This window comes from Parendozoicomonas sp. Alg238-R29, assembly GCF_947331445.1.
Lineage (GTDB): Bacteria > Pseudomonadota > Gammaproteobacteria > Pseudomonadales > Endozoicomonadaceae > Sansalvadorimonas.
Window position 1 is genome coordinate 25,984 of record NZ_CAMZOG010000022.1, and the last position, 24,056, is coordinate 50,039.

Consider the following 24,056-nt stretch of genomic DNA (forward strand, 5'->3'; position numbering starts at 1 on the left):
TAGAAGTTTTACCATCGGTTGAGGTGATTGGATCTATTCAATCGTCTCAACAGCTTCAATGCCTTTTGGCTTACCACCATTGTTGTAACCGTTATTGTTGTAACCGCTATTGTTGTAACCGCTATTGTTGTAACCACTATTGTTGTAACCAATATTGCGTTCAAATTCTTTCAGTCGTTTGACGACAGACATCAGACTGGTAATAGTGACCCAGTTTTTGATCAGGTAAGAAAAGCTTTCAGACACATTGGAGAATGCATGAGATACCTGGTTTAAAACCCCCAGAGTGACCAGACCGGCCAGAATCCCCGGTGCAATAAGAATGAAATCAGCAATGATAAGAGCCTGATAGAAGAAGTACTCCCAGAGACGGAAGTAGCTGGTATGCATAAACAGGCGGAAATAATTAGTTCTTAAACCCGTAAACAGCTCCATAAATGAGGGTAGGTCAGCAAACTGTTTGTCATCTTCTGCATATGTCATCCGCTTTCGGAAAGAAGCCTCTACTCGCTGATTGTTGTAATGCAGCCCCGGCAGTTTGATTCCCACAATATAAGAAATACCGGTTCCGGCAACTGCGATACCAATCGCCATCCACACCAGTGATCCAGGAACATTGGCAATAAAATCCATACCAATAAGAGATGAGTAAATCATCTCCTGAGTGTCTGATGGAAGTTCTGCCAGCTTTTCCCTGATATCCGGCATATTTGTGGTAATGGTTTCGACCAGTTGAGTGCTGAGAGTCCAGAGAATAGGGATAAAGGCCAGCAGTGTGAGAATGGCTCTGACAAAGCCTAACCCCAGGTCTTCAAGAATCAGGGCAAAATCCCGGGTGTCTTCCTGAAGCCTTTGGGATGCCCCTTCGATTTCGTGTTCTGTATGTTGCCAGTAAGGGCGGTAGGAGAATGATATTGCCTGACGCCAGCGGAAGGTGAAGTGCTGAGCCAGAAAATTAGAGCCTACACGCAGAAACATCAGTGGCATAACCAGATAAACAAACTGCACCAGCAAGCCCAGAAATTCATATACGGAGGCGCTGGTTTTGTTAACGTCAGAAAGGCCGGCCGCGCCACCAAGTAAGTCCCAGATGACCCGATACCAGTCATTGAGCTGGGCCAACAGGTAGACTTCGGCTACGACCAGAGCGATCAACAGAGTCATGCCGCCCCAGGCCCACATTCTCCACTCTTTAGATAAGAAAAAACTACGTAGCATGGCGTTCCCTCTGTCATCTATCTGTGCATCGGCTAATGCTTTTATATGTGTGCAGATCGTTCCTGCAACTGACTCCAAACCACTCAGGTCTGCGTACTATGGGTAAATGGATGGAGGTTATTCAGATATGGGACTTCTAAAGAGTTTCCTGGTTCCGCTGGTATTGTCAGTGCCGCTAACAGTGCAGGCAGCGACAATATCATTGGATTCTGGAGAGCGGCAGAACCGACTTCTGGAGCTTTTTACATCAGAAGGCTGTTCCAGTTGTCCACCAGCAGACGCATTTCTGTCGGAATTAAAGGAAGACAAAAAATTGTGGAATCCCTGGGTGCCAGTGGCTTTTCATGTTGGTTATTGGGACTATCTCGGCTGGAAGGATGTGTTTGCCCAGCCAAAACATCAGGAGCGTCAGTACGCGTATAGAAAGGCTGAACGTTCCAGAGGGGTTTATACGCCGGGATTTTTTATTAACGGTCAGGAGTGGCGTGGCTTCTTTAACTTATTTCGTAGCCTTCCCGATTACACACCCGCACCAGCAGGTCGTTTGCGGGCAGAGATTGAAGGAGGCCAGTTAAAAGCCACTTTCTCGCCTTTGCCGAGTGAAGCAGGAAACCCGGGAGGCTTTATTCTGCATTGGGCTTTAACGGGATCGGGTCGTGTTACCAAAGTTCAAAGTGGTGAGAATGCTCGCAGAACTCTTCCCCATGACTTTGTCGCTTTGGCGTCGGGAACCCTGAACAGTGCGAACCTGTCCTGGTCTGCTGATCTTTCTGTAGAGTCTTATGAGGGACCACTGGCCTTAAGTCTTTGGGTGACTCCAAGGCGTGACCCGTTCGAGGTTATTCAGGCGACGGGGGGGTGGTTGAGCACTCCCTGAGTACTGTTTGCAACATATTGACACCCTGATCAATCTGGTCGTGATAATTCCTGCAGTAGTGTTGATGGCTTTGCTGAGGGAAGAGGTAACAAAATCTGCGCCTTGCTCTGGTAAAATCTGGAAGTGCTCTTCAATCCCCCGACCTGAATGGCCGATGACTTCCCTCTTGAATTGCCCAGGCAACCAGAACAGTGCCAACCGTTGTAAGAACAGCTGCAAAAGGGATAGCCGTTTTCTTTGGGCGGATATCCATAGCAAAAAAGATAAAGGCTATAAAGGTCAGCCAGAGCCAGCCTGTCATATCCAGTGCTCGAAGTTTTGAGGAGGCTAGAAGTTTTGAGGAGGCTGGAAAAGTTAGCTGAAACTGAAGGTATTACAGGGAAGGTGTTGTATGTTTTTGTAACCTGCCAGCTATAGGCTGGCAGGTATTTGGGAGGGATCAGCTGGTTTCAGCGACATTCAAATGATGAACATCAATCTTCTCTTCACTGGTGGCCGCTTCTGGATTGTTGAATGTGTCGAGATCAAGCTCTCCTTCAGACTTCGCAACAATACAGGTCACAGCGCAATCACCAGTAATATTAACGGCCGTACGTACCATATCCAGAAGTCGGTCTACGCCCATAATTAAGGCGATACCTTCCAGAGGCAGGCCGACTTGTTGCAGAACCATCGCCAGCATTACCAAACCAACGCCTGGCACACCGGCAGTACCCACAGACGCCAGGGTAGCAGTAAGAATAACTGTCAGGTAATCGCCCATGCCCAGTTCAATACCAAACGCCTGAGAGATGAATACAGTCGCGACACCTTGCATCATGGCCGTGCCATCCATATTGATCGTGGCACCCAAAGGAATGGTGAAGGATGAAACCTTGTTAGATACCCCCAAGCGACGGCTGACAGTCTCCATGGAAATTGGGATGGTGGCATTACTGGAAGCCGTGCTGAATGCGAACATTATGGCATCTTCCATCTTGCGCAGGAAAACACGGGGGCTCAATCCTGCCAGAATTTTCAGCATGGAGCAGTAAGTCACCAGCAGGTGAGTAATCAGAACAGCAACGAGCAGAACGAAGTATTTTGCCAGATTGGCGATGGCACCAAATTCGATTTCTGTGAACAGGCGCGCCATCAGGGCAAACACTCCATAAGGGGCAATGTTCATCAGCAATGCCACCAGTTTCATCATCACTTCGTTCAGTGACATAAACAGATCGGCGGTTTTTTTACCTTTATCCCCGGAGGCGGCGATGGATATGCCGAACAGCAGAGCAAACATAATAATCTGCAGGGTATTGCCACTGGCCATGGCATTAACAGGATTGCTGGGGAACATGCCAATAATCACATTGACCAGTGAGGGCGCTTCTTTGGCAGCAAATGTGGAGGTGCCTTCGAGGTTGGCTCCAGCGCCTGGTTCAATCAGGAGAGCTCCGAGAATGGCAATGCTGATAGCAATACAGGTGGTCATCAGATAGATGCCAACAGTTTTGAAACCGAGGCGGCCAAGAGAGGTGGCATCGCGCAGAGAACAGGTACCGCATACCAGAGAGGTGAAAATGAGAGGGACAACCAGCATCTTCAAACAGGTGATAAAGATTTTGCCGATGACCAGAAACAAACCATCGGTGAAGTAGGTGGTTACAAATGGGTCAAAAGGGAACAGGGTTCTGGACAGCAGGCCGGTGAACACACCAAACAGCATACCAACAAGAACCTTGGAGGTTAGGGACAACATCGTCCAGCGTTGAACTACAGTCATTCAGTCTTTCCTTTGTTGAATTTGTAAAAACCACATGTGTCAGGACTGAGCAATATGCCGCGATAGTCAGCAGCGGGCACTGTCTGCGCAGTGTCGCCAGAAGGCTTGCAGTCCTGGTGTGGTGTCTCTTGTCTTGTGTCCGGAGGGAAAGTTAATTTAACGGGGTTTTACTTCCCAGTGAGCCAGCAAAAAAACAAGGCTGACAGAGACCTAAGTATCAGGTCCAAAATTTAATGAGCCGGACAGGACAGATGGAGTAAGGCTGACGGGTTGGCAAACTATCAGGGCTTTACCAGAACAGAACATGGCATTGGCTATGTGTTTTTGTAGTTTGTATGCCTATTTTTTGTGGTTTTCTTCTGTTTGTTGATGTGTTTTTGGGGAAAGTTTTTGTTCGTGTTGATCCCATTAACAATGGGATGAGTCTGAATAACAGACTCATCCCTAATAAACACTCTGTAAACGTTACTTATCTTCGTTATCAAAATCATGCTCGTGAAATTCATACCACATCACATTAATAATCCCGAATGAGCAGGCTAGCAGCACGCCCAGTATCCATGCGAAGTACCACATACCGCGCCTCCTCTCAGTAAAGTGAATGGCTGTTGTTTTCAATATGAGCGGAATCCACCCGCCCCCACATTTTGTAGAAGCACCAGGTTGTGTATCCCAGAATGACTGGCACCATCACACCGGCAATAAAGGTCATAATCCCCAGAGTTAATTCACTGGATGTGGCATCCCATACTGTGAGGCTGACATCGGGGTGACTGCTGGATGGCAGAATAAATGGGAACAGAGACAATCCGGCAGTTGCAATAATGCCGCCGACACTCATGGAGCTGGCAATAAAGGTCAGAGTCGGGAAGTTGCGAACCAGCAGCACAACACCAATGCTGCCCACAAAACCAAGAACCGGTGCCAGTATCGTTAGTGGGTACTGGGAGTAGTTATTCATCCATGCACCGACTTCACCAAAGGCAACAGTCTTATTCAAAGGGTTGGAAGGCCCGTTAAGATCTATTGCGCTGGTAATTTCATAGCCGGGGAGTTGTGCAACCCAGATACCTCCAATGGCGAACGTGACCAGTACAACAATGGCAAGAATGCGGGCTATGCCAGAAGCGCGCTTTTGAACAACACCAGACGTCCGCAGGTTCAACCAGCTGGCTCCCTGCATAAGCAGCATAGACAGGCTGACTACACCACATAACAATGCAAACGGATTAAGCAGGTCAGAGAAGCCGGAGGTGTAAGAAACCCGCAGGATAGAATCCAGGCTAAATCCATAACCCTGGAACAGATTACCAAAGGCCACACCGAAGATCAGGGCAGGAACGACACCACTGATCACCAAACCAAGGTCACACCACTTTTTCTGGTGCTCTTCTACTTTGGCCCGGTATTCAAAAGCAATAGGGCGCATCATCAATGAGAACAGAACCACCAGTAAAGCCCAATAAAAGCCATTAAAGGCGGTGGCATAAACTGTGGGCCAGGCGGCGAAAATGGCACCGGCACCGGTGATCAGCCAAACTTGGTTACCGTCCCAGTGGGGAGCTACGGCGTTAACCACTATTCGGCGTTCCGCGTCGTTTTTGCCAAGAATAGTCAGCAGGCCTGCGGCACCCAGATCGTAGCCATCCATAATGGCGAAGCCAATCAGCAGGATGCCGATCAACAGCCACCAGATAAGCTTTAACATTTCATAATCAAACATGGCAGCCTCCGTCAGTGAGTGCTCATGGCGGTTTCGCCAGAAGAGAGTTGTTCATGGTGATAGCGACCAGTATGCAGACTGCTCGGCCCCAGCTTGGCATATTTCACCATCAGGTACATTTCGATCACCGCAAATACACCGTAGAACACGGTGAAGCCAGCAATACTCATATAAAGGTCATTCACTGTGAGATTGGAGGCTGACATCCAGGTGGGCAGCATTCCCGCAACTGTCCAGGGCTGGCGACCATACTCGGCCACAAACCAGCCAGCTTCGGCGGCGATCCAAGGCAGTGGTAATGAGAACAAGACAATAGTCAGGAATGTGCGACTCGTGTACTCGGTGCGGCGTGCGGTTTTGTAGAATGCGGTTGCAAACACAAATAGCATAATAAAGCCGCAACCCACCATAATGCGGAAGGCGAAAAACATCGGCCAAACCTGAGGAATGGTATCTTCAGCAGCCATGCGAATCTGTTCTGGTGTTGCGTCTACCACATCGTCGGTATAACGCTTAAGCAGCAGTCCGTAACCGAGAGTATCCTGGATAGAAAGGAAGGCCTCACGTTTTTCGGGAGTATCATTACCAGACTTCAGGTCTTCTAGCAGGCGGTAGGCCTCCATACCATCGTAAATACGGCGCTCGTTACGATCGATCAGGTCTTTGATACCCATAACTTCTTTATCAAAAGAGCGGGTGGCAATAATGCCCATAGCCCAGGGAACACGGACGGCAAAGTCGGTTTCCATATTTTCCTGATCAGGCAAACCAATCACTGTAAATGGTGCAGGGGCAGGGTGGGTGTTCCATTCTGCTTCGATAGCTGCCAGTTTCACCTGCTGAACATCACCCAGCTCATAGCCAGATTCATCGCCTAGCAGAATAACAGAAAGGATTGAAGCCATGCCGAAGCCTGCGGCTACAGCAAAGGAGCGTCGGGCAAAGCCGATATCACGGTTCTTCAACAGATAGTAAGCACTGATAGACAGCACAAACATAGAGGCAGTTGTATAACCGGAGGCAGCGGTATGAACGAATTTTACCTGAGCAACGGGATTAAAAATCACCTCAGCAAAGCTCACCATCTCCATACGCATAGTTTCAAAGTTAAACTCAGCGCCGACCGGGTTCTGCATCCAGGCATTGGCAATCAAAATCCACAGAGCCGAGAAGTTGGAACCAATAGCAACCAACCAGGTGCAACCCAGATGTTGAACACGGCTCATACGATCCCAGCCGAAGAAGAACATGCCAACAAAGGTGGATTCGAGGAAGAAGGCCACGAGGGCTTCAATGGCCAGCGGAGCACCGAAAATATCACCCACATAGTGGGAGTAGTAAGACCAGTTGGTGCCAAACTGGAACTCCATGGTCAGGCCCGTTGCAACACCCAGAGCGAAGTTGATACCAAACAACTTACCCCAGAAACGGGTCATATCTTTGTAAACCTGCTTGCCGGTCATAACGTAGACCGACTCCATAATGGCGAGCATAAAGCTCATGCCAAGAGTGAGGGGAACAAAGAGGAAATGGTAAAGCGCTGTCAGGGCAAATTGCAGCCGCGACAGATCGACAACGTAGTCTGAGATCATAGGGACACCATGCAGCAGGAAAGGGTGTTCAGTAAGGCCAAAACCGAACGGCAGACGAAACGCTGCTGTGGTTGGTTCAGGGTATTCCTGTAGCCTTGTCGGTAACCTTGCGTAGTATAGGTGGTGGTTGTTTTATGGCCGGTTGATGCAGGTCAATGTTTTCTCGGCGGCTTATGATCTTTTCCTATCGACATGTTTAGTTTTTTCTATGAGTTGTGAACTTCTGGTAGTAACCGTTCGTATAGCTTGTGTTGATGTTAGGGGATGTGTGGAACTAGTGCTGTGTGGTTGTCTCAAAGAAGGGTGTGTCTTTACCTTTCGGAGATTATAGAGATGAAAAAAACGGTACTGACTTTGTTTGGAGTCATTCTTTTTATGGGGGCGGCCAGCGTATTCGGTGAATCATTGAGGCTGAGAGCTTTGAATAAAGACCCCTTTAAGATTGACTGTAACTACGATGTTTATTTTTCTAACGATAATAACAGTTCGCTAATTAAGGCTACGGCAAACTATGTGGCTCCGGGGTATATGGTGTTTAATTACTACAATACCTTGAGAGTGAAGCACGAAGCTTATCAAGATTATAACGGTACAGTCCTGCCCAAACCGGGTAACCGTTTACCTTATAAGACATACCTGATCAGTTATCTGAAGAAAAGTATCGCCTACCCATATTCCGTAACAAAAACTGTGGATAAGAAAGAAACCGGGCTGGCTGTTTGGGATGGATATTCTCTCGACGGAGCTTATGGCGAGGACAATAATTATCTGAAGCCTGGCTCTGTTTATCTGGCACCTGCTGCGCTTGACACTATGAACGATATTGCCGTTAGCCATATTGTTCAACGCTGTGAAGAGATTAATACTCAAGAGTGAGGCAGCTGTTCCGTCAGTAAATCAACCAATACGCGAACCTTGGGGGAAAGGTGTCTGTTCGGTGGATAAACCGCCCAGATGCCTTCGTCCGGCTCCTGAAACTGTTCAAGTAATGTCACCAGTTGATTGTCTTCAATAGCCTGCGCTGTAGATAAACCAAGTTTACGGGACGCCTCGGTAAAACTGCCCAGCTCTGCTATAGCTACAAACTCTGAAATACCCGCCCATTGCAGCATAATTATTACATATAGGTAAAAATGAATTACTTTAGCTGAGGATTATCTCTTAATTAGAAGTGAATACAATGTACGGTATACATCGCAGCCAACGAGTGCTCCATATACACATGTTATTTATTCGGGAGGCAGATTATGTCTGAGCAACAATTTATCAAATCCAAAGCCGCTATTGCCTGGAAAGCAGGTGAGCCACTCTCTATAGAAGAAGTGGATGTTATGTTGCCAAAAGCTGGCGAAGTACTGGTGCGTATTGTAGCAACAGGGGTTTGCCATACCGATGCTTTCACCCTTTCAGGCGATGACCCGGAAGGTGTGTTCCCAGCCATTCTTGGCCATGAAGGTGGTGGTATTGTTGAACAGGTTGGCGAAGGCGTGACCAGTGTTCAGGTGGGTGATCATGTTATTCCGCTTTATACCGCAGAGTGTGGCGAGTGTAAGTTCTGTACATCCGGGAAAACCAACCTGTGCAGTTCCGTGCGTGAAACCCAGGGCAAAGGTTTGATGCCCGATGGTACCACCCGTTTTTATAAAGATGGCCAGCCTGTTTATCACTACATGGGTTGCTCAACTTTCTCTGAGTACACTGTTTTGCCAGAAGTATCTCTGGCCAAAGTGAGCCCTAAAGCGCCTTTGGAAGAGGTGTGTTTGCTGGGTTGTGGTGTGACTACCGGTATGGGCGCAGTACTGAAAACCGCTAAGGTTCAGAAAGGTGACACTGTTGCTATCTTTGGTCTGGGCGGTATTGGTTTGTCTGCCATTATCGGAGCGACTATGGCAGGTGCCGGTCGGATTATTGGTATTGATCTGAATGAATCCAAGTTTGAGTTGGCAACTAAATTAGGTGCGACTGACTGCATTAATCCCAAGAGTTTCGATAAGCCAATTCAGGAAGTCATCGTTGACATGACCGATGGTGGGGTGGACTTCTCCTTCGAGTGTATTGGTAACGTGGACGTGATGCGCAGCGCGCTGGAATGCTGCCACAAGGGTTGGGGTGAGTCTGTGATTATTGGTGTGGCTGGCGCAGGGCAGGAAATTTCTACCCGTCCGTTCCAGTTGGTTACCGGCCGTGTATGGCGTGGTAGCGCGTTCGGTGGCGTGAAGGGGCGCTCTGAGCTGCCGGGTATTGTTGAGCAGTATCTGGCCGGTGAGTTCAAACTGAATGATTTTATTACCCACACCATGGGGCTGGAAGATATTAATGAAGCTTTTGAGTTAATGCATAAAGGCGAAAGTATTCGCAGCGTTATTCATTACAACAAGTAATTTGCCTTGAGGCTCCTGTCGCTCCTTTAGCTAGGCTGTCAGGGGCTTTGACTTTATCGGGTGCTCGAATGTCTCTTGAAAATATAAGTGCTAATAAAAGCTTTGGTGGCTGGCACAAACAATATCGCCACCGTTCCCAGATCTTGAACTGTGAAATGCGGTTTGCTATTTACCTGCCACCGGCCGCTGAATCTGCAAAGGTTCCAGTTTTTTACTGGTTGTCGGGGTTAACGTGCACAGATGAAAACTTTATGCAAAAGGCTGGAGCCTTTCGTACTGCAGCCGAGCTTGGTATTGCCATTGTCGCTCCTGATACCAGCCCCAGAGGAGAAGGGGTGAGTGACGACCCGGAAGGTACCTATGATTTTGGTTTAGGGGCAGGCTTTTATCTGAACGCGACACAGGCACCGTGGAATCGCCACTATCACATGTACGACTATGTTACGAAAGAGTTGCCTGCGCTGATTGAGGAGCACTTTCCTGTTTCTGATATTCGCAGTGTCAGTGGGCACTCCATGGGCGGACACGGGGCCTTGACCATCGCCCTTAAAAATCCGGAGATGTACCAAGCTGTTTCTGCGTTCAGCCCTATCTGTCATCCTGTAAACTGCCCATGGGGGCAGAAGGCTCTGACCGGTTATTTGGGAGATAGTCGCGAAGCATGGGAACAGTATGACGCCAGTCTGCTCATGCAAAAGGCGGCGACAAAAGTTCCTGCTTTAGTGGATCAAGGAACAAATGATAATTTCCTGAAAGAGCAGCTAAAGCCGGAAGCTCTCAAGCAAGCAGCCAAAGTGTCTGGATACCCTCTGGAACTGCGCATGCAGGAAGGTTACGACCACAGTTATTATTTTATCGCCAGTTTTATTGATGAGCACCTAAGGTTTCATCACCAATACTTGGTTAACTGAACAGACTCAAGGTTCTGCGGGCATTGTAAGTAGTGGTTTCCCATTGACGAGGAATCTCCGGCACAGTAATTGTTGGGCTGGTTTGGGTGTTACCTGGTGTTTGTGGCGTTTCATGCTGGGCGATAAACTCCAGTCTTGAACGATCTGCATGGTAATTTTCTGCCAGAAAACTGATAGTGGCCTCCCCAAGCGGAACTCTATAGTAACGTATCAAGTTTTGGGCCAGCTTCTCTGCCATATCCCCAAGATTGACATGAACAGCGCTGGCCATGGCCTGCCCTAACGCAGCCTTGGTCATGGGGCTCATGCCCGGTTCCAAAGGCGCCATGGTCGACAGTGGTGTGTTATCTATCGCTCTTTGCACCTCAGGAGAGTGGAGGTGAATATGAGGGGTTAAAATTAATACCGTTTCAATCGCCAGTTCCCGTGCCCGGCTGATAGTCAGTATCCTCTCATGATTGTTGGCATCTTGATTATAACCGCTGTAATGACGCAGGCGGGTTTCTTCCAGCCAGCTTCCGAGATCCCGGGCAACAGCCATTTTTTCTTCATCATCCAGCATGATGACTTGTTCGGAGATGCGTAACCCCCGTTTCAGGGCAGAGTCTGTGTCGCTTTGCCATTTGCGACTTCTGTGTTGCCACACTTTCAGGGCTCGATTGAATCGGCGGCTGGCTCGCCCCTGCTGTTGGTTAGCAGATTGAACTTCTTTGTAGAGTTCCTGAGTTTTATCCAGTTGAGCCAAGCGCATCTGTAAAGCACCCAGGTTTTGCCCGGTTTGGTTAATATGGCGACGTGCGTCGTTCACTTCCTGAGCTAGCTTGCTGATACCGTCAATGGACGCCTCCAGCAGAACCCGAACACTCAACCCTTGTGCAGCAGCAATATCCTGGTTGGGGAAAACATAATCGATGTACGCTGTCAGGGCGCGTAAGCGGCTGTATACCTTTGCCCGGGCAACCCGGTAGTCATTCCTGCACTGCTCAAGGCGATCCAAAGCTTTGCTCAGGTTCCAGTCACCACCGGTGTATTCCACTTTCAGGTAAGTAATTTTTCGTCCGCACATCAGCTCAAAGCAGAGCGCCATCATGTGCTCAACATCGGGCAGGGTGATAAGTTCCTCATTCTCCTGCTCTATCGCTGCCAGAATACGTTCAAGGAAGAGTCGTTCCCGTGGCTGCCCCTGACGAATATCGGGAGCCTGACCGGCAAGGCGCGCTGCCATAGCCGTTGCAATGCGAGGGTGAGACTGTCGCAGTGTGGCAACATGTTCGGCCGAAGCATCAGCAATACCACTGACAATATCCAGCATCCGGTTATAAAGACCGGCCCGGCGAAACTGTTCGATACGTTCAGCACTGCGAGCAAGGTTGCTGTCGTTTGTTAAATCTTCAATAGCGCCGGCTACCCATTCCGGGCCGAGATCAAATTTACGTAGCAGGATACCTGCGGACTCTATGCGACGGGTATCCTGGCCCAGATTGGCAAGGCGCAGGTCGCGCACCATATAGATAATTTCTGGCAGGCGGTCGATCACTTCCAGTAGTCGTCGGCTATCGTTGGATTGTTTGCGCCCCTGGGTAATGCCATAGAAAAATTTTGTTGCCAGACCAAGCAGGCCGGCAATGATTGAATAGGCGACAAAGTAAAGAGAACGCTCGAGATCCATGGGGTGGCCGTAGCCGATCCATGTTGCGCTCCAGGCTGCCAGGAGTGTGACCGGGCCAGCCGTCCAGGCCAGCATGATCAAGGTCAGGCCGACGGGTTCTTGATGTGGGGCGCTGGCAACTTTTTCCAGGAATTTCTGACCACGGGTTTCCAGCTCCAGACTGCTGGTTCCCTTACTCAGACCTTTACTGGTTCCTTTTCTTAATGAGAATAGCCACATGACAGAACACTGGAATACAAGCACCGATAGTGGGTGGATTGTATGATAACGTGAGAGAAAAATGCCATGGCACAGGTGGTCATAGCACAGGAATATCTATTGTTATGAGCCGATCACAAGTTCAGTCACTGTGACAGTGCGATTACGACCTTCAGCTTTGGCCTTGTAGAGGGCTCTGTCAGATTTGGCCATTAAGTGGCGCAGTTCAAAACCACAAGTTTCACTGTCAGCAACACCAATACTGACGGTGACCGGGCGGCCTTCCAGTTCTGCGAAGTCGAGGCTGGATACACCTTTACGAATCCGTTCGGCAATATTGATCGCCGCATTCATATCCGCCTGCGGCAGAAGTACGATAAATTCTTCTCCACCAATACGAGCCAGCAGATCCCGTTCCCTTAGGTTATCCCGACACACTTCAGCAAACTGTTTAAGTACATGGTCGCCAAAAGCGTGGCCATGGTTATCGTTCAGTGGTTTAAACAGGTCAATATCAAGATAGAGCAATGCTAGCCCGTAGCTATTTTCCTGTAAGCGGCGAATGGTTGCTCTGGCTTCCCTGAAAAACGCTCGACGATTAAGAATGCCTGTCAGACTATCGGCATCAGCTTCGTGTTGCAGCTTTCGATAATTGTTGCTGGCCATAAACAGGGTGCAGGCATGATTAGAGATATCCATGCTCAACTGGAGGTGATCGGCTTCAAGGCTCTTGCCTTCAAGGGACTGCATAATGACCAGTGTCCAGCTGTTACTGTCCCAATACACCGGCACCACATTCAAATGACGGCTGTCTTCTGCTTCCGGTAAAGGGGGAAGAGTGCTGATTTGACCGTGGCGGGCAATACTTTCCAAGAGCTGAACACGATTCTCAAGAGTTCGCTCAAAATATATCTGTTCACTGAAGGTCAGCCCCACAACCTTCATCTGTTTGTCCCGGAAAAGAACCACAACAGAGGTTTCAATGGGGAGGAGGTTGTTGAGAACTTCCAGCAGTCTTGTACCAACGCTCTGCTCACTCATATTAGGAATGTTATGCAGATATTGCCGTACAGCATCATTGTACACTCGGCGCTGATTATGCTGGCGCTGCAGGTTATGCTCCATCAACTCATAACCTTCCTGATACATACGATAACGTTGGGTCGTAAAAGCAGGTAGGGCCAGGCTGTTGGCTATGGCCTGGATAACAATACCGACATTTATACTGAGCGCCAGCCAACTTTGGTGCTCAGTGTTGGAAGCAAGGGGGCTGTTGCCGTAAATCTCTGAACCCAAAAGGCCAAATACCAGAGCTAGCCAGCCGGTGAGAAAAAAAGCGGCGCTGCTATGGCCACGGCTTAACATGTTCAGGCTGCAAATGGCCCCAGCGGTTGAGAACAGTATGACCATTGGAGCTGACCATTGTTCTAATAATGGGGTGAATAATGAAACATTGGCGGCGGAAATAATCGCCAGTATGACTGTCAACCATCGGCCGGTATTGAATGTCAGCCAAATGTTATGACTGGTATGGCGAACGGGAAGAAGGGCAAGTTGAAACTGGATGGCGGCGGTTAAGGCGCAGAATAAAAACAGATGGTTGGGCAGCGGCCAGTTGAAAATAGACAACGACATACTGGTGTTATAGCCGTAATCCCAAGAGTAGAGATAGAGAGCCATTAACAGGCCATACATGCAGTACTCAAGATAGCTTCTCTTGAGAGCTCGCACCAGAATGCAGAAATTGTAAAACACCAGAGACAGGATCATGCCTGTCGTCATGATCTGCAGGTTCTCTATGCTCATTGACCAACCGGTCAGCACCGGCTGTGCAGCAGCCAGTTCTTCTGCTCCTATCGTCTCAATCATCCCTGACGATACCCCCGTCAATTATTGTTTTTCACTTTCAACGGTGTTCCCTTACCCGTGCCTATGATACAGAAAAGGCAACTATCGAGCCAATCTGTGATCTTTATCAATAAATTTATGGTTATTAGTGAGTTAGCTCTGAGTTGTGAGATTGAGCACAGACTCTCGCTTAAATATATGGTGACGTGCCGTGTCACATTATTCGATGAGAAAGTGACACAAAAGTGTCGTTTTTGTTGGAAGTTGTCAGTTGTGGATATGACCAGTTGTAGGTTTGATCAGTTGTAGGTTTGATCAGTTAAAGGGTGAGGAGCTTTTAAGCAGATAGTTGTGGCTGACATCTACAATAGCTTTGCCATGGAGGTAACTTCTACCCAGCAGGATAGGGTGCTCAAAGTTCCTGCGATCCGTTAGGGTGAACAGAGTTTTGTTAGTATCTTCTCCCAGTGAAATTCCCATGCAAACTACCGGACGACACTGGCTCTTCTGAGCATGACGTTTGATCTTTACGTGATTTTTGATAGGCAGTGACAGTTTTTTTTTAACTCCGGATTGACGATCAATAATCTGAAAATTTACCCATTTCTCTCCATCTTTCTTAAATTCCCTGATTTCTCTGGCATCAAGGGATGATAACTCCGCACCGGTATCAATCCGGGCGTCCATCAGCAGGCCACCCTCTGAAAGAGTCAAGGTTTCAACAGCGCCTAATAGAGTTTGTTTGGTTTTTGTAAAGTTAGCTGTCTTTAGCAAGTGAGCGGGTAGCTGAAGTTCATCGGCCTGTAATGGCGTGTGTAAAAGCAGAAGAAGGCTTATAACAGTGAATTGTTTTGTAACCAAAAACACGCGCCCTCTCCTGCTGCCTTAGGGATTGTTCAGCCTAGCAGTGATTTTTTGGTTTTGTAGTACGGTTGTTCTTAATTGCTCTTGCAGCCTGTTCATAATCCTTTCCCGGATACGCCTTTACACCAAAGTTACAGCATCGAAGAAGGGTGGAAACCCTGTTCCCTATACTTTTTGTGAGTATCCGGCAGAAAGGACATCCGCAGTGATTCAGATACCCGTAACTTATAGCACCGGGCAGGCCATCAATGAGGCACCTGTGATCTATCTGTTCGAAAATATTGTCTCTTCCCAAGAGATTGCGGCGATTATTGGAGCGGCTTCGTCAAGGATGGAGCGGGCACTGGTAAGTTCAGAGAAGGCAGGGGTGCTCAGTGAAGGGCGAACAGGTGATAATTGCTGGTTGCCCCATAATCACAGCCCTGAAACGTTTAACCTGGCTCAGCGGGTAAGTGAGCTGGTGGGTATTGAATTGTCTCAGGCTGAGTCGTTTCAGGTGATTCACTATGGTGAAAGTCAGAAATATGCGGCCCATTATGATGGCTGGGATGCCGACACTATACGTGGTCAGCGCTGCATGTCCCGTGGTGGACAGCGGTTGGTGACGTGTTTGATCTATCTGAATAATGTTGCCAAAGGCGGAGGCACAGTATTTCCAAAGCTGGGTCTGGAGATTCAGGCTGTTGTCGGGAGGATGGTGGTTTTCCATAACTGCCTTGAAGGTACCAATAAACGTCACCCAGGCAGTCTTCATGGAGGGTTACCTGTAGAGAAAGGCGAGAAATGGGCGGTTAACCTGTGGTTTCGGGAGAAGCCCTGCCATTGACACAACAGGGCGTACAAAGCCGAATCTGTTCAAGGCCGGTTTCCAGCTCTCTCCTAATTGGCGGAGTCATCCGTAGGAAAGGCTTTACGCTTACTGGTGGCCTTGCGAACGACACTGTTAAGCGATTCTATCGCGTTGGTCGTATAGATGGCCCTGCGAATATCCTGAGGGTAACTGCCCCAAGGCCTGCATAGCTTCTTCCTCGGTGGCGGATTGATGGATCGCCTTGTTGATATCCATGTTTGCCTACCTCAACCTGAATAGGTTTCAAGATAGGCAGAAACACGGTTTTATCTACAGTCTCCAGGGCGTACAAAGTCTCATAGCAATTGAGTTGGCGTTTAACTGGCCATCAAAGATGGCCCCTTTCCATTAACGCACTATTCTTACCGCCAACATATATCTTCCTGCCAACAACAATAAGGCTTTTGACGTTATTGTTGTCGAGACCTGAGTTGAGAGATTTCCATCTATTGTCTGCAAAGGTCAGCTTAACCACACCAAACTTATCAACAGTGATATACAAGCCATTTCCATCAGCGGTAATACTGTTAATTGCGTTGTTACCAATCACACTCTTCAGGTTGTAAGTGAGATCTGCCCAGCTGCTTGCACCATCTGGTCTTCGGTACACGCCGTTACCGGCGCCAAAAAGAGTATTGTTGAGGTAATCCATTGTCTGGACATCTGTCGTGTTATTGAGTCCGTTCTGATAAGGCTGGTAGTTTGTACCGTCGGAAATCAGTACACCCTTCTTGTTACTGACAGAAAACATATTCTTCACCCCTGCAAGCTGTTGGGTAAAGATTTCTCCTTCTGTCATATTGTAAACAATCTTATGATCCGGCGAAGGAGATGAATAGTGACTGATTTCAGAGACTCCTTCTGATGTTGAAGCATATATTTTATCTTTGAAGAAAGTGATAGTGTCACCCGGCCCGTTACTACGTGGCAGACTAATAACCTGCTCCAGTGTTTCTCCTTCATTCACACTCCGTACAACTAACCCGTCGCAGGTTATGGCGAAGATCTGAGTTCCATCTTCAACAATATCTTCAAGGGGACTAATATCTGAATGGCTTACATTCAGCTTCCATGTTCCATCCGGGTACCGAATAAAAGATTGGTTTGGATTACCGCATGTCTCCCAATATGCATCTTCATCATGAAGATCTTCAGCGCCAGAGACAGAGACAATGGCTTTACCACTCTTGAGGGTAATCATCTTATGGGTATAGACACTGTTAATATTTGTTATATTTTTGGGGGTCTTGATACGCTCGTTGAGATCAATACTCAATACATTCCCGGAGTTAACCAGCCCGAAAATCAGCTGATCATCAGATGTGTGCATTGTGGAAACTTTGACTTTTGGATCATAGAGAACGTTCCAATCCCTGCCATCAAGGTGCCCTTCCAGGATGGCGAAAGTAGAGAACCTGTCTTGTTGCTTCAGATATTTATTGTTTAACTTTGATTGTTCACTTTTATCGCTCAGCTGACCTAAATCAATATTCCCTGAGAGATAGAGTTTATCTGTCTGAGCGTTATAAACCATAAAACCATAGGCTGTTAGGTCGTCCAGTTCCTTCACATCGCCGGCTTGTGACCAGGTTTCTCCATCTGTACTTGATGCCAGAATGGTTTTAGGCTCGACAGTTATCAGAACAGCATAAAACTTTCCATTAACAACAGTGATCGGCTTAAAACTGTTCTTAGGTGCATTGTAGTGGGCATACTCCCAACTTTCACCATTGTCATGGCTATAATAATAGGGAGAGTAACTTGCTTCGGTGGCAATGGCTGCCATGACCAGATCGGTACCATTGGATATAATAAACTGAGCAGCAAAATCCTTAGATCCTTTGATATTGAGCTTTTTCCAGGAGGCACCATTATCCTGGGATTTGAACAGACCTTCATTTGTAGCAGCGAACAGATCGTGTCCGTGAGTAATGACAGAGCTCACTGCGTATCCAGACAGCTCTTTGACCGGATCCCAGGTCTTAAGCCCATCGTGGCTTGTATATAGCCCATAGTTCGTAGCAATAAAAAAAATCCCACTGTCTTGTATAAGGTCATTAATGCCATAGATACCAGAAGGACTGATAGGGGTTTGCTCTCCCGTAATGCTGTCAGCTTCAAAGAGCTCACCTGCAGCGGAACCAAAGTAAGTTTTACCGTTAAACTCTTTAATAAAAGTCACGGAACCTGCGTAAACTTCTGTGACAGGGCTCCACTCCTCCTCTGTGGTGGCTTCTGCCTGCTGGGTAAACGACAACATCAAAAAGAGTGTGGTGCAAAGCGTACAAGCCAGCTTTTGCAACCGAGTAAGGGAATCATTCATGAACGGAATCCTCGTGGTTAGGGAATTGATAAACTTTCTTTATATATCGCCTCCGTGTAGATACCGCGTCCCACAAAAGGTTTCAGAATAAGGAAGGATTGTTAACCAGGAAAACAGTGCAGTTAAGTTATGTCCCGAGCCATGTACTGTCTGTATATGGCATATAGTCACTCTATGTGCTGGCTGTTGATGGCATCCGTAGCCGGGCAAATGGGCGGTGAGCTGCTTCCGGCAGTGAAACATCAGAGGCTTTCACTGTTAAAGCAATGGCCAGGTGGGTTTCCCCACTCCGGGAGGGTCAAGCAGCACAACATTTTCTGCTCGATCTACGAAGCCTAACCCCGACAGCTCGCGGAAAACTTCATCCGTGAAAGCTCAGAAGTGGGTGGGGTTGCGGATTCTGGCTGGTATGGTCTGAGTTTGCAACAGAACCTTGTCCCGTACATAGCTTGAACGTTTACCCTGGAGTAGAAATATTTCATGCAAACGGAAACCAATTTTTCATTAACATTTGTTAGTGAAACGATACAGATCCGTTATGAACACCTTAAATTTGAGCATGTAATATTTCTTTTTTTGAGCATGTAATATCTCTTTTTTGGCACATTTTAACGAGCAGACTTAATTCTTTATTACATCTGCAGGGAGGCATTATGGAAACGAGATTACGTTCTTTTCAGGCAAGCCCAACATCAACTCTTAAACCGAGCAGAAAACGACCTTGTAATACAGAAAGTAACGAGGCCACCAAACGTCCCCGTATTGTAGTTTCATGCCAGAGATATCCCGGCCCCATGCGTCATCAAGGATGGGGGGATTTCGCTTTTGGTAAAAAGATCTGTGATGGGCTGAATAAAAGTTTTCCATCTGCATCTTTGCAGCTGGTTGCGCACGGGGAGTGGAGTTCAATTGATAACAGGCGAGTCGAAAAAATTATCGAAGGGGATGGTTTGCCTGTCACACTGGTTAACTACAACAAGACGCAAACACGAAAACAGAAACAGTCCATAGAGAAAACTTACCGGGAAGCTGACATTATAATTAGCGGCCCGGCGGTTGTTGTAGACGAGGTTTTACCTTATCTTGCTGATAAAACAATTGTTATTAGAGAATATAAAACCTGTGCTGACCAGATTCCCAAATATGCTTCCCCCCCCATATCCTTCAGTCAGACTGGATTGCACCACAATGGCGTTTTCATGTGCTCACCCAGGATAGAAGATAGGAAACTACAGAATCCAATACTGAAAAAATACTTGGGAGAAACAATTCCAAGGTGTGAATTCGACTTCCCCTCAAAAGCCTTATATTACAGCTACAACAAGATGTGTGCTCCAGCCTTCGTTTTTGCAGCAGCTTCTGTAGAGCAGGATAGAGCAAAGGATGTCTACGTAGTAACTACCATCCCTCAAGGCGAGGTTGAATTTTTATTCAGATATAAGAACAAACTCAAACGTTTTGGTATTACAGAAATCATCCTCGTCAAAGATGGAAAAGAGCAGAAAACACCTTCCTCCAAAAAGCCCAATCAACCTGGAAAACGGCTTTTTGTCATAGATATACCAGTGGTTACAAACCACGACTTAGAACTTCTTATTGATGGAGCAGGCCCTCTTATTGGAATAACAGGTGATATCAGTTTCTCCTCAGTTTTAGCTGCTGGAAAATTCCCTACCCCTTATTACTTTGATGGCTACTACAGGCAACTGATTTCATGTATCCCTGAGCAGCTGCAGGACCAGAAGCATCCCTTGAGAGAATACTTGTCCTGGACGTGCCATGTTCTTAATACAATCTCGCCGGATGAGTTACTTGAGGATCGCCCTTTATGCTTAACCTGCCCAAAAGAAATGGAACGTACAAATAATGAAATAGTGAAATTAATCTCTCAATTACGCCAGGAACGCTGCCTTGAGAATTTTATTGAACAAGAAGTCAGAAGAACCGAGCTTATTACAAAAAAATGACTTAAAAAGACATTCAGAACGACTTAAATTGAGACGATGCTTCTTAAAAATCTGATCTGAAGCAGTAAAAATGGACACCGGCTTAAGCAACTTCTGCCTGCTGGGTAAACGACAACATCAAAAAGAGTGTGGTGCAAAGCGTACAAGCCAGCTTTTGCAACCGAGTAAGGGAATCATTCATGAACGGAATCCTCGTGGTTAGGGAATTGATAAACTTTCTTTATATATCGCCTCCGTGTAGATACCGCATTCCACAAAAGGTTTCAGAATAAGGGAGGATTGTTAACCAGGAAAACAGTGTAGTTAAGTTCTGTACCGGGCTATATGCTGCCCGTATATAGCATATAGTCACTCTATGTGTTGGCTGTTGATGGCATCCGTAGCCGGGCAAAGGGGCAGTGAGCTGCTTCCGGCAGTGAAACATCAGACACACCAGACAAAATGCCTGACAAAAGAGCTTGAAGAACAAACAAACAACTGCCCGCCGCTGTCTTATTCCCTACATCCAGAGCCAATTCTAGCCACAAGCTAGTGAGAAAAGTGTCAATACGGAGGATTACGATGTGAAAAGTGTTGATGTGAAGTGTTTCGATATGAAGTGTTTCGATATGAAGTGCTTCGATATGAAGTGCTTAGGATAGCGCCGTGGCCTACTCGACAGCTTTCCTCTCAAAAACACGGAGTGGTGCGAGTTACTCTCTGCGACCACCAGATCAGGACGAGCATCTTGCCCACTCAAGGTACGCTGACTTTTGCCTGCATCAGGTACGCCCCTATCAGTGCTCTTCCAGCTGCAATCTCTATTTGCGTAAAAACAGTCAATCCGATATACATGCTCACTCGATTACGACACTGCTCTCAACTTATAACCTGAAAAGCCAGGGCGTACGGCAGCGACTGGCAGAAATCGCGCCCTGGGACGTGAAAGGCGAACGCAACAATATTCAGATCAGGGGAATTGGTCTTGGTGGCTTCGCTGCGGTTGTTGCTTGTCGAGAATCCACTGAAGCGGAAGAAGAGCATGCCATTGCCGTTAAGATTGCTCATGTCCCCACAAAGAGCGATGCCACATTGGCTCAGGCTAACAATCAAATCAGCACTGAAATTGCGGGGTTAACCCAATTCAATCATGACAACATTATTTCACTGCTCGGGTTTATGGAGGATACGAGTCAGATCCCTTCCCACCTGTTAATTATGCCTCTTTGCACCTCCTCCCTTAAGGAATGCCAGAAACTGACCGGCGAACAACAAGAACGCTACTGCCTGGGATTGACCGCAGGACTCAGCTATCTCCATAAGCAGAGCTACTGTCATCGCGACATTAAATTAGCCAACTGTCTGATATCTACAACCGGTGTACTGAAAATTTCAGATATGGGAATGCTCATAGCTTTTGACAAAACAACAGGGGTATACAAACACACACAACAGAGTGGGACTCGTAACTACCTCCCCCCCGAAGCCCAGAAGAAAGATAGTGAAGGACAGTATATTTATGGGGCAGCCGGCGACAGCTATGCTGCCGCTCTTGTTATGGGACAAATCACAGATTTGATCCCCCGTGTTGGGAATACTTTACCGGCTTATCGAACGATAATCCCCAATACAGACAGGAGAATGACCGCCTGGCATACTCCTGCTGATTACCTGCAACGTACTGAGCTATTAAGGCAATCTTTAACCTCTGCATTAACCGCCTTGGGGGGTATTCCTTCCATTGAGACCTGGCTTGAACAAGACCAGGCACCATTTAGAACGTTCCCCTTCAACATCATAAGTGAAACGCTGACACCTCCTGTTTATGCACTCATCATCGCAGCAGGACTCCGGGAAGATATATCTCTTCGCTTAACAGCAACGAGGATGCATGAGTGCCTGCTGAGTTGGTTACCAGAAAAACCTGACAGCCCCGTTAGATATTCCTGAATATCATCCCAGTAAACTGATCCAGCTCTGATTTTTTATCTGACAGTTGCCTGTCATTCAGGAGCTCCGATCCGATCATATTCAAAAGGAATCACTATTCAGATTTCTGCATCAACATTGGCTCATTCAAACAAATACGTTTCTTCGGAATATTCCACCCTTCACAGCACTTGATAACTCGATATTCAGCACTTCCCTGACCGACATGTTCTGCCAGCGCTATAGGGACAACCTTGTTATCAACACATGTGAAGAATACTGTCGCTTTTCTATTACTTTGATTGTCTCTCACTCCAGCCGATTTATGATAAACAGGGAGATTCTTCTTACCAGTGCCCAGCATTGTCGCAGATAGCTTCCCGTCACAACTCTGCAGCATTTTTAAATCATTCCAGGAGTCACAGTTTTCAATTCTCTCAATACACTTATTAATAAATTTCGATCGACCTGTATGGTCACACAGGCCCGTAATCGACGACTTTGCAGCGTCTGGCAGCAGCCCAACAGGTTTCTTATACACCTCCTGAACCGTATGAATGCCAGTGTCCCGTGTACGCCTTTTTTTCTTGCTTTTAACGGGTTGGGCGGGCGCTTTCTGAGCTGAAACAGTAGAAGGCGATACAGGACTTTCTAAACAGGGGATTTGAGTAGAACTGCTTTGACCACTGTTCTGTTTTTCAGTGAGGTAGTTTAACACTGCATTGTGCATTGTGCGGGTTGCATCCGAGTATCGTGTTTTAGTACGCTCTTTCTCCTGAACCGTTGCATTATCAAGAGTAGGTCTAACAACTTCGTAGTAAATGATATTAATCAATATGCTTGAAGATGGAACGCCGTACATAAACTTTTTGATAAATTCAACAAGCCAAAAAGCGAGGTGGTTTTTTTTAATAAGTTCCATTAATGCAGATCTTGTAATCTGGAGTTCTTCATTGCCCTTGTAATTTTCTGATTCGTCATAATTCTGGTGCATTTTATTTAAGAGCTTGTGATAAAGTTGACCTTCGTGACTATGCTGACATGCATGATAAGAACATTGAATAGCACTCTGCTTTAGCTCTTCTTGTAATGCTTGGCTAACGAATTCTTTTTGTTGACCAGGAGACATCCTACTCCATCGGTTACATTTGTTTGCAACTCCTTCGATAAACTCTGCTATTTCATCACTTAAATCCTCTAGATTTGCATTTTTATTAAGGTTGCTAGGATCATTGATCTTAAAGGCTTTAGCTATGTAGCTTTCAGCAAGCTGCTTACCATGATGATTTTTTAGAACTGAAAGCCATTTTGTACCTTCAATCTGGGAAAGACCATGATCATAACACCACCTCATTGCCATGCTATGAAGGTCTGACGAAACAAACCTTATTCCTATCAAAGCAGCAATGCTTGTGATTCCTCCACTAATAATGGGGTACGATAGCAATGTAAAGTTATCAAGTTCTGGCAGAGCCAGTTTTAAAGCTAAGCAAGTAGCACCATAAACAAATCCCCCAAAAAACAAGGCTGTTACAGGTTGGGCAAATACCCCCCTATCTGCTGACGTTACGTCCGCTACCATATTGCAAGCGTAGCCATAAACAGTACGGCAACAGCGACTGCACAAGCTGACATTATCCGGGGGAGGATATTCATTAATAATACGCTGTCCTACTTTTAAAAATTCACTCCTTTTCTTTTCTTCAGGAGATGCTCTGTGCCTTTGAGTCACATGTTGGTATCGAGGACGAGGCATTGCTAGTGGATTGGCCATAAATCACCTCCTGTTAAAACACTCACAACTGTTAAAACAATCACAACGGGAATAGGTTCGACACTTACAACGGGAATAGGTTTGGTTGTTCATGACATGACTGTTAGGAGGCGTTCTCAATAAAGCATCGCACTCAGTGTGTCAGGAAGCCGTTTATCGTTAGAAAGGTTTGTGAAAATTGTAGTTAC

At 47.0% G+C, this 24,056-nt stretch carries 19 protein-coding genes and 2 pseudogenes; 7 read left to right on the forward strand and 14 right to left on the reverse strand.

Annotated features, from left to right (window positions below; translation table 11 throughout):
- Positions 1 to 33: 33 nt before the first annotated feature.
- Positions 34 to 1,182, reverse strand: coding sequence for an SbmA/BacA-like family transporter (locus tag QMA35_RS07675; protein WP_281646560.1), 1,149 nt, complete (start codon positions 1,180 to 1,182; stop codon positions 34 to 36).
- A gap of 163 nt (positions 1,183 to 1,345) precedes the next feature.
- Here QMA35_RS07675 and QMA35_RS07680 point away from each other — a divergent pair, with 163 nt between their 5' ends.
- Positions 1,346 to 2,095, forward strand: a complete 750-nt coding sequence (locus QMA35_RS07680) for a DUF1223 domain-containing protein (protein ID WP_281646561.1) — start codon at positions 1,346 to 1,348, stop codon at positions 2,093 to 2,095.
- 130 nt (positions 2,096 to 2,225) lie between these two features.
- On the opposite strand, the gene QMA35_RS07685 is transcribed toward QMA35_RS07680, so the two are convergent.
- The 5 genes from QMA35_RS07685 to QMA35_RS07705 all read right to left on the reverse strand — a co-directional run bounded on the left by QMA35_RS07685 (position 2,226) and on the right by QMA35_RS07705 (position 7,175).
- Positions 2,226 to 2,396 (reverse strand): hypothetical protein, encoded by a 171-nt coding sequence (locus QMA35_RS07685; RefSeq protein ID WP_281646562.1) that lies wholly within the window; start codon positions 2,394 to 2,396, stop codon positions 2,226 to 2,228.
- A 138-nt stretch (positions 2,397 to 2,534) separates the two neighbouring features.
- Complete coding sequence (locus QMA35_RS07690) at positions 2,535 to 3,860, reverse strand: dicarboxylate/amino acid:cation symporter (protein WP_281646563.1); 1,326 nt, start codon at positions 3,858 to 3,860, stop codon at positions 2,535 to 2,537.
- Positions 3,861 to 4,325: 465 nt separating this feature from the next.
- Entirely contained in the window at positions 4,326 to 4,436 is a 111-nt protein-coding gene (cydX, locus tag QMA35_RS07695) for a cytochrome bd-I oxidase subunit CydX (protein WP_281646564.1), read from the reverse strand.
- Between the two features lie 13 nt (positions 4,437 to 4,449).
- Positions 4,450 to 5,583 carry a cytochrome d ubiquinol oxidase subunit II gene (gene cydB / locus QMA35_RS07700; protein WP_281646565.1) on the reverse strand — a complete coding sequence of 378 codons (1,134 nt, stop codon included), beginning with the start codon at positions 5,581 to 5,583 and terminating at the stop codon, positions 4,450 to 4,452.
- A gap of 11 nt (positions 5,584 to 5,594) precedes the next feature.
- Positions 5,595 to 7,175 (reverse strand): cytochrome ubiquinol oxidase subunit I, encoded by a 1,581-nt coding sequence (locus QMA35_RS07705; protein WP_281646566.1) that lies wholly within the window; start codon positions 7,173 to 7,175, stop codon positions 5,595 to 5,597.
- Between the two features lie 333 nt (positions 7,176 to 7,508).
- Here QMA35_RS07705 and QMA35_RS07710 point away from each other — a divergent pair, with 333 nt between their 5' ends.
- A complete protein-coding gene (locus QMA35_RS07710; RefSeq protein WP_281646567.1) occupies positions 7,509 to 8,051 on the forward strand; it encodes a hypothetical protein in 543 nt (180 codons plus the stop codon).
- Here the strand turns inward: QMA35_RS07710 and QMA35_RS07715 are convergent.
- Complete coding sequence (locus QMA35_RS07715; protein ID WP_281646568.1) at positions 8,042 to 8,287, reverse strand: LysR family transcriptional regulator; 246 nt, start codon at positions 8,285 to 8,287, stop codon at positions 8,042 to 8,044. The genes QMA35_RS07710 and QMA35_RS07715 overlap by 10 nt on opposite strands.
- A gap of 135 nt (positions 8,288 to 8,422) precedes the next feature.
- Between QMA35_RS07715 and QMA35_RS07720 the strand changes: the two genes are divergently transcribed.
- Positions 8,423 to 9,556 carry an S-(hydroxymethyl)glutathione dehydrogenase/class III alcohol dehydrogenase gene (locus QMA35_RS07720; protein WP_281646569.1) on the forward strand — a complete coding sequence of 378 codons (1,134 nt, stop codon included), beginning with the start codon at positions 8,423 to 8,425 and terminating at the stop codon, positions 9,554 to 9,556.
- Between the two features lie 68 nt (positions 9,557 to 9,624).
- Positions 9,625 to 10,467: an S-formylglutathione hydrolase gene (fghA, locus tag QMA35_RS07725; RefSeq protein WP_281646570.1), complete on the forward strand. Its 843-nt coding sequence runs from the start codon at positions 9,625 to 9,627 to the stop codon at positions 10,465 to 10,467.
- Here the strand turns inward: fghA and QMA35_RS07730 are convergent.
- The 3 genes from QMA35_RS07730 to QMA35_RS07740 all read right to left on the reverse strand — a co-directional run bounded on the left by QMA35_RS07730 (position 10,460) and on the right by QMA35_RS07740 (position 15,049).
- Positions 10,460 to 12,355 carry a hypothetical protein gene (locus QMA35_RS07730; RefSeq protein WP_281646571.1) on the reverse strand — a complete coding sequence of 632 codons (1,896 nt, stop codon included), beginning with the start codon at positions 12,353 to 12,355 and terminating at the stop codon, positions 10,460 to 10,462. The genes fghA and QMA35_RS07730 overlap by 8 nt on opposite strands.
- A 102-nt stretch (positions 12,356 to 12,457) precedes the next feature.
- Positions 12,458 to 14,203: a diguanylate cyclase gene (locus tag QMA35_RS07735; protein WP_281646572.1), complete on the reverse strand. Its 1,746-nt coding sequence runs from the start codon at positions 14,201 to 14,203 to the stop codon at positions 12,458 to 12,460.
- 294 nt (positions 14,204 to 14,497) lie between these two features.
- Positions 14,498 to 15,049, reverse strand: coding sequence for a RimK/LysX family protein (locus QMA35_RS07740; RefSeq protein ID WP_281646573.1), 552 nt, complete (start codon positions 15,047 to 15,049; stop codon positions 14,498 to 14,500).
- Between the two features lie 202 nt (positions 15,050 to 15,251).
- Between QMA35_RS07740 and QMA35_RS07745 the strand changes: the two genes are divergently transcribed.
- Complete coding sequence (locus QMA35_RS07745; RefSeq protein WP_281646574.1) at positions 15,252 to 15,872, forward strand: 2OG-Fe(II) oxygenase; 621 nt, start codon at positions 15,252 to 15,254, stop codon at positions 15,870 to 15,872.
- A 62-nt stretch (positions 15,873 to 15,934) separates the two neighbouring features.
- Here QMA35_RS07745 and QMA35_RS07750 read toward each other — a convergent pair.
- The 3 genes and pseudogenes from QMA35_RS07750 to QMA35_RS07760 form a co-directional block, all read right to left on the reverse strand.
- Positions 15,935 to 16,048 (reverse strand): annotated as a pseudogene (locus QMA35_RS07750) (transposase); the annotation flags it as partial.
- Between the two features lie 176 nt (positions 16,049 to 16,224).
- A complete protein-coding gene (locus QMA35_RS07755) occupies positions 16,225 to 18,219 on the reverse strand; it encodes a hypothetical protein (protein WP_281646575.1) in 1,995 nt (664 codons plus the stop codon).
- 241 nt (positions 18,220 to 18,460) lie between these two features.
- Positions 18,461 to 18,582 (reverse strand): annotated as a pseudogene (locus tag QMA35_RS07760) (ATP-binding protein); the annotation flags it as partial.
- A 290-nt stretch (positions 18,583 to 18,872) separates the two neighbouring features.
- Here QMA35_RS07760 and QMA35_RS07765 point away from each other — a divergent pair.
- Positions 18,873 to 20,186 (forward strand): hypothetical protein, encoded by a 1,314-nt coding sequence (locus QMA35_RS07765; protein ID WP_281646576.1) that lies wholly within the window; start codon positions 18,873 to 18,875, stop codon positions 20,184 to 20,186.
- A gap of 645 nt (positions 20,187 to 20,831) precedes the next feature.
- Positions 20,832 to 22,115 carry a protein kinase family protein gene (locus QMA35_RS07770; protein ID WP_281646577.1) on the forward strand — a complete coding sequence of 428 codons (1,284 nt, stop codon included), beginning with the start codon at positions 20,832 to 20,834 and terminating at the stop codon, positions 22,113 to 22,115.
- Positions 22,116 to 22,209: 94 nt separating this feature from the next.
- Here the strand turns inward: QMA35_RS07770 and QMA35_RS07775 are convergent, their stop codons facing one another.
- Positions 22,210 to 23,868, reverse strand: coding sequence for a hypothetical protein (locus QMA35_RS07775; protein WP_281646578.1), 1,659 nt, complete (start codon positions 23,866 to 23,868; stop codon positions 22,210 to 22,212).
- Positions 23,869 to 24,056: the final 188 nt, after the last annotated feature.

Excerpts from the sequence above, each read along its gene's own strand:
- QMA35_RS07675 (WP_281646560.1), bottom strand. The coding sequence starts at position 1,182 with ATGTGGGCCTGGGGCGGCATGACTCTGTTGATCGCTCTGGTCGTAGCC.
- QMA35_RS07680 (WP_281646561.1), top strand. The coding sequence starts at position 1,346 with ATGGGACTTCTAAAGAGTTTCCTGGTTCCGCTGGTATTGTCAGTGCCG.
- QMA35_RS07685 (WP_281646562.1), bottom strand. The coding sequence starts at position 2,396 with ATGACAGGCTGGCTCTGGCTGACCTTTATAGCCTTTATCTTTTTTGCT.
- QMA35_RS07690 (WP_281646563.1), bottom strand. The coding sequence starts at position 3,860 with ATGACTGTAGTTCAACGCTGGACGATGTTGTCCCTAACCTCCAAGGTT.
- cydX (WP_281646564.1), bottom strand. The coding sequence starts at position 4,436 with ATGTGGTACTTCGCATGGATACTGGGCGTGCTGCTAGCCTGCTCATTC.
- cydB (WP_281646565.1), bottom strand. The coding sequence starts at position 5,583 with ATGTTTGATTATGAAATGTTAAAGCTTATCTGGTGGCTGTTGATCGGC.
- QMA35_RS07705 (WP_281646566.1), bottom strand. The coding sequence starts at position 7,175 with ATGATCTCAGACTACGTTGTCGATCTGTCGCGGCTGCAATTTGCCCTG.
- QMA35_RS07710 (WP_281646567.1), top strand. The coding sequence starts at position 7,509 with ATGAAAAAAACGGTACTGACTTTGTTTGGAGTCATTCTTTTTATGGGG.
- QMA35_RS07715 (WP_281646568.1), bottom strand. The coding sequence starts at position 8,287 with ATGCTGCAATGGGCGGGTATTTCAGAGTTTGTAGCTATAGCAGAGCTG.
- QMA35_RS07720 (WP_281646569.1), top strand. The coding sequence starts at position 8,423 with ATGTCTGAGCAACAATTTATCAAATCCAAAGCCGCTATTGCCTGGAAA.
- fghA (WP_281646570.1), top strand. The coding sequence starts at position 9,625 with ATGTCTCTTGAAAATATAAGTGCTAATAAAAGCTTTGGTGGCTGGCAC.
- QMA35_RS07730 (WP_281646571.1), bottom strand. The coding sequence starts at position 12,355 with ATGTGGCTATTCTCATTAAGAAAAGGAACCAGTAAAGGTCTGAGTAAG.
- QMA35_RS07735 (WP_281646572.1), bottom strand. The coding sequence starts at position 14,203 with ATGATTGAGACGATAGGAGCAGAAGAACTGGCTGCTGCACAGCCGGTG.
- QMA35_RS07755 (WP_281646575.1), bottom strand. The coding sequence starts at position 18,219 with ATGAATGATTCCCTTACTCGGTTGCAAAAGCTGGCTTGTACGCTTTGC.
- QMA35_RS07765 (WP_281646576.1), top strand. The coding sequence starts at position 18,873 with ATGGAAACGAGATTACGTTCTTTTCAGGCAAGCCCAACATCAACTCTT.
- QMA35_RS07775 (WP_281646578.1), bottom strand. The coding sequence starts at position 23,868 with ATGGCCAATCCACTAGCAATGCCTCGTCCTCGATACCAACATGTGACT.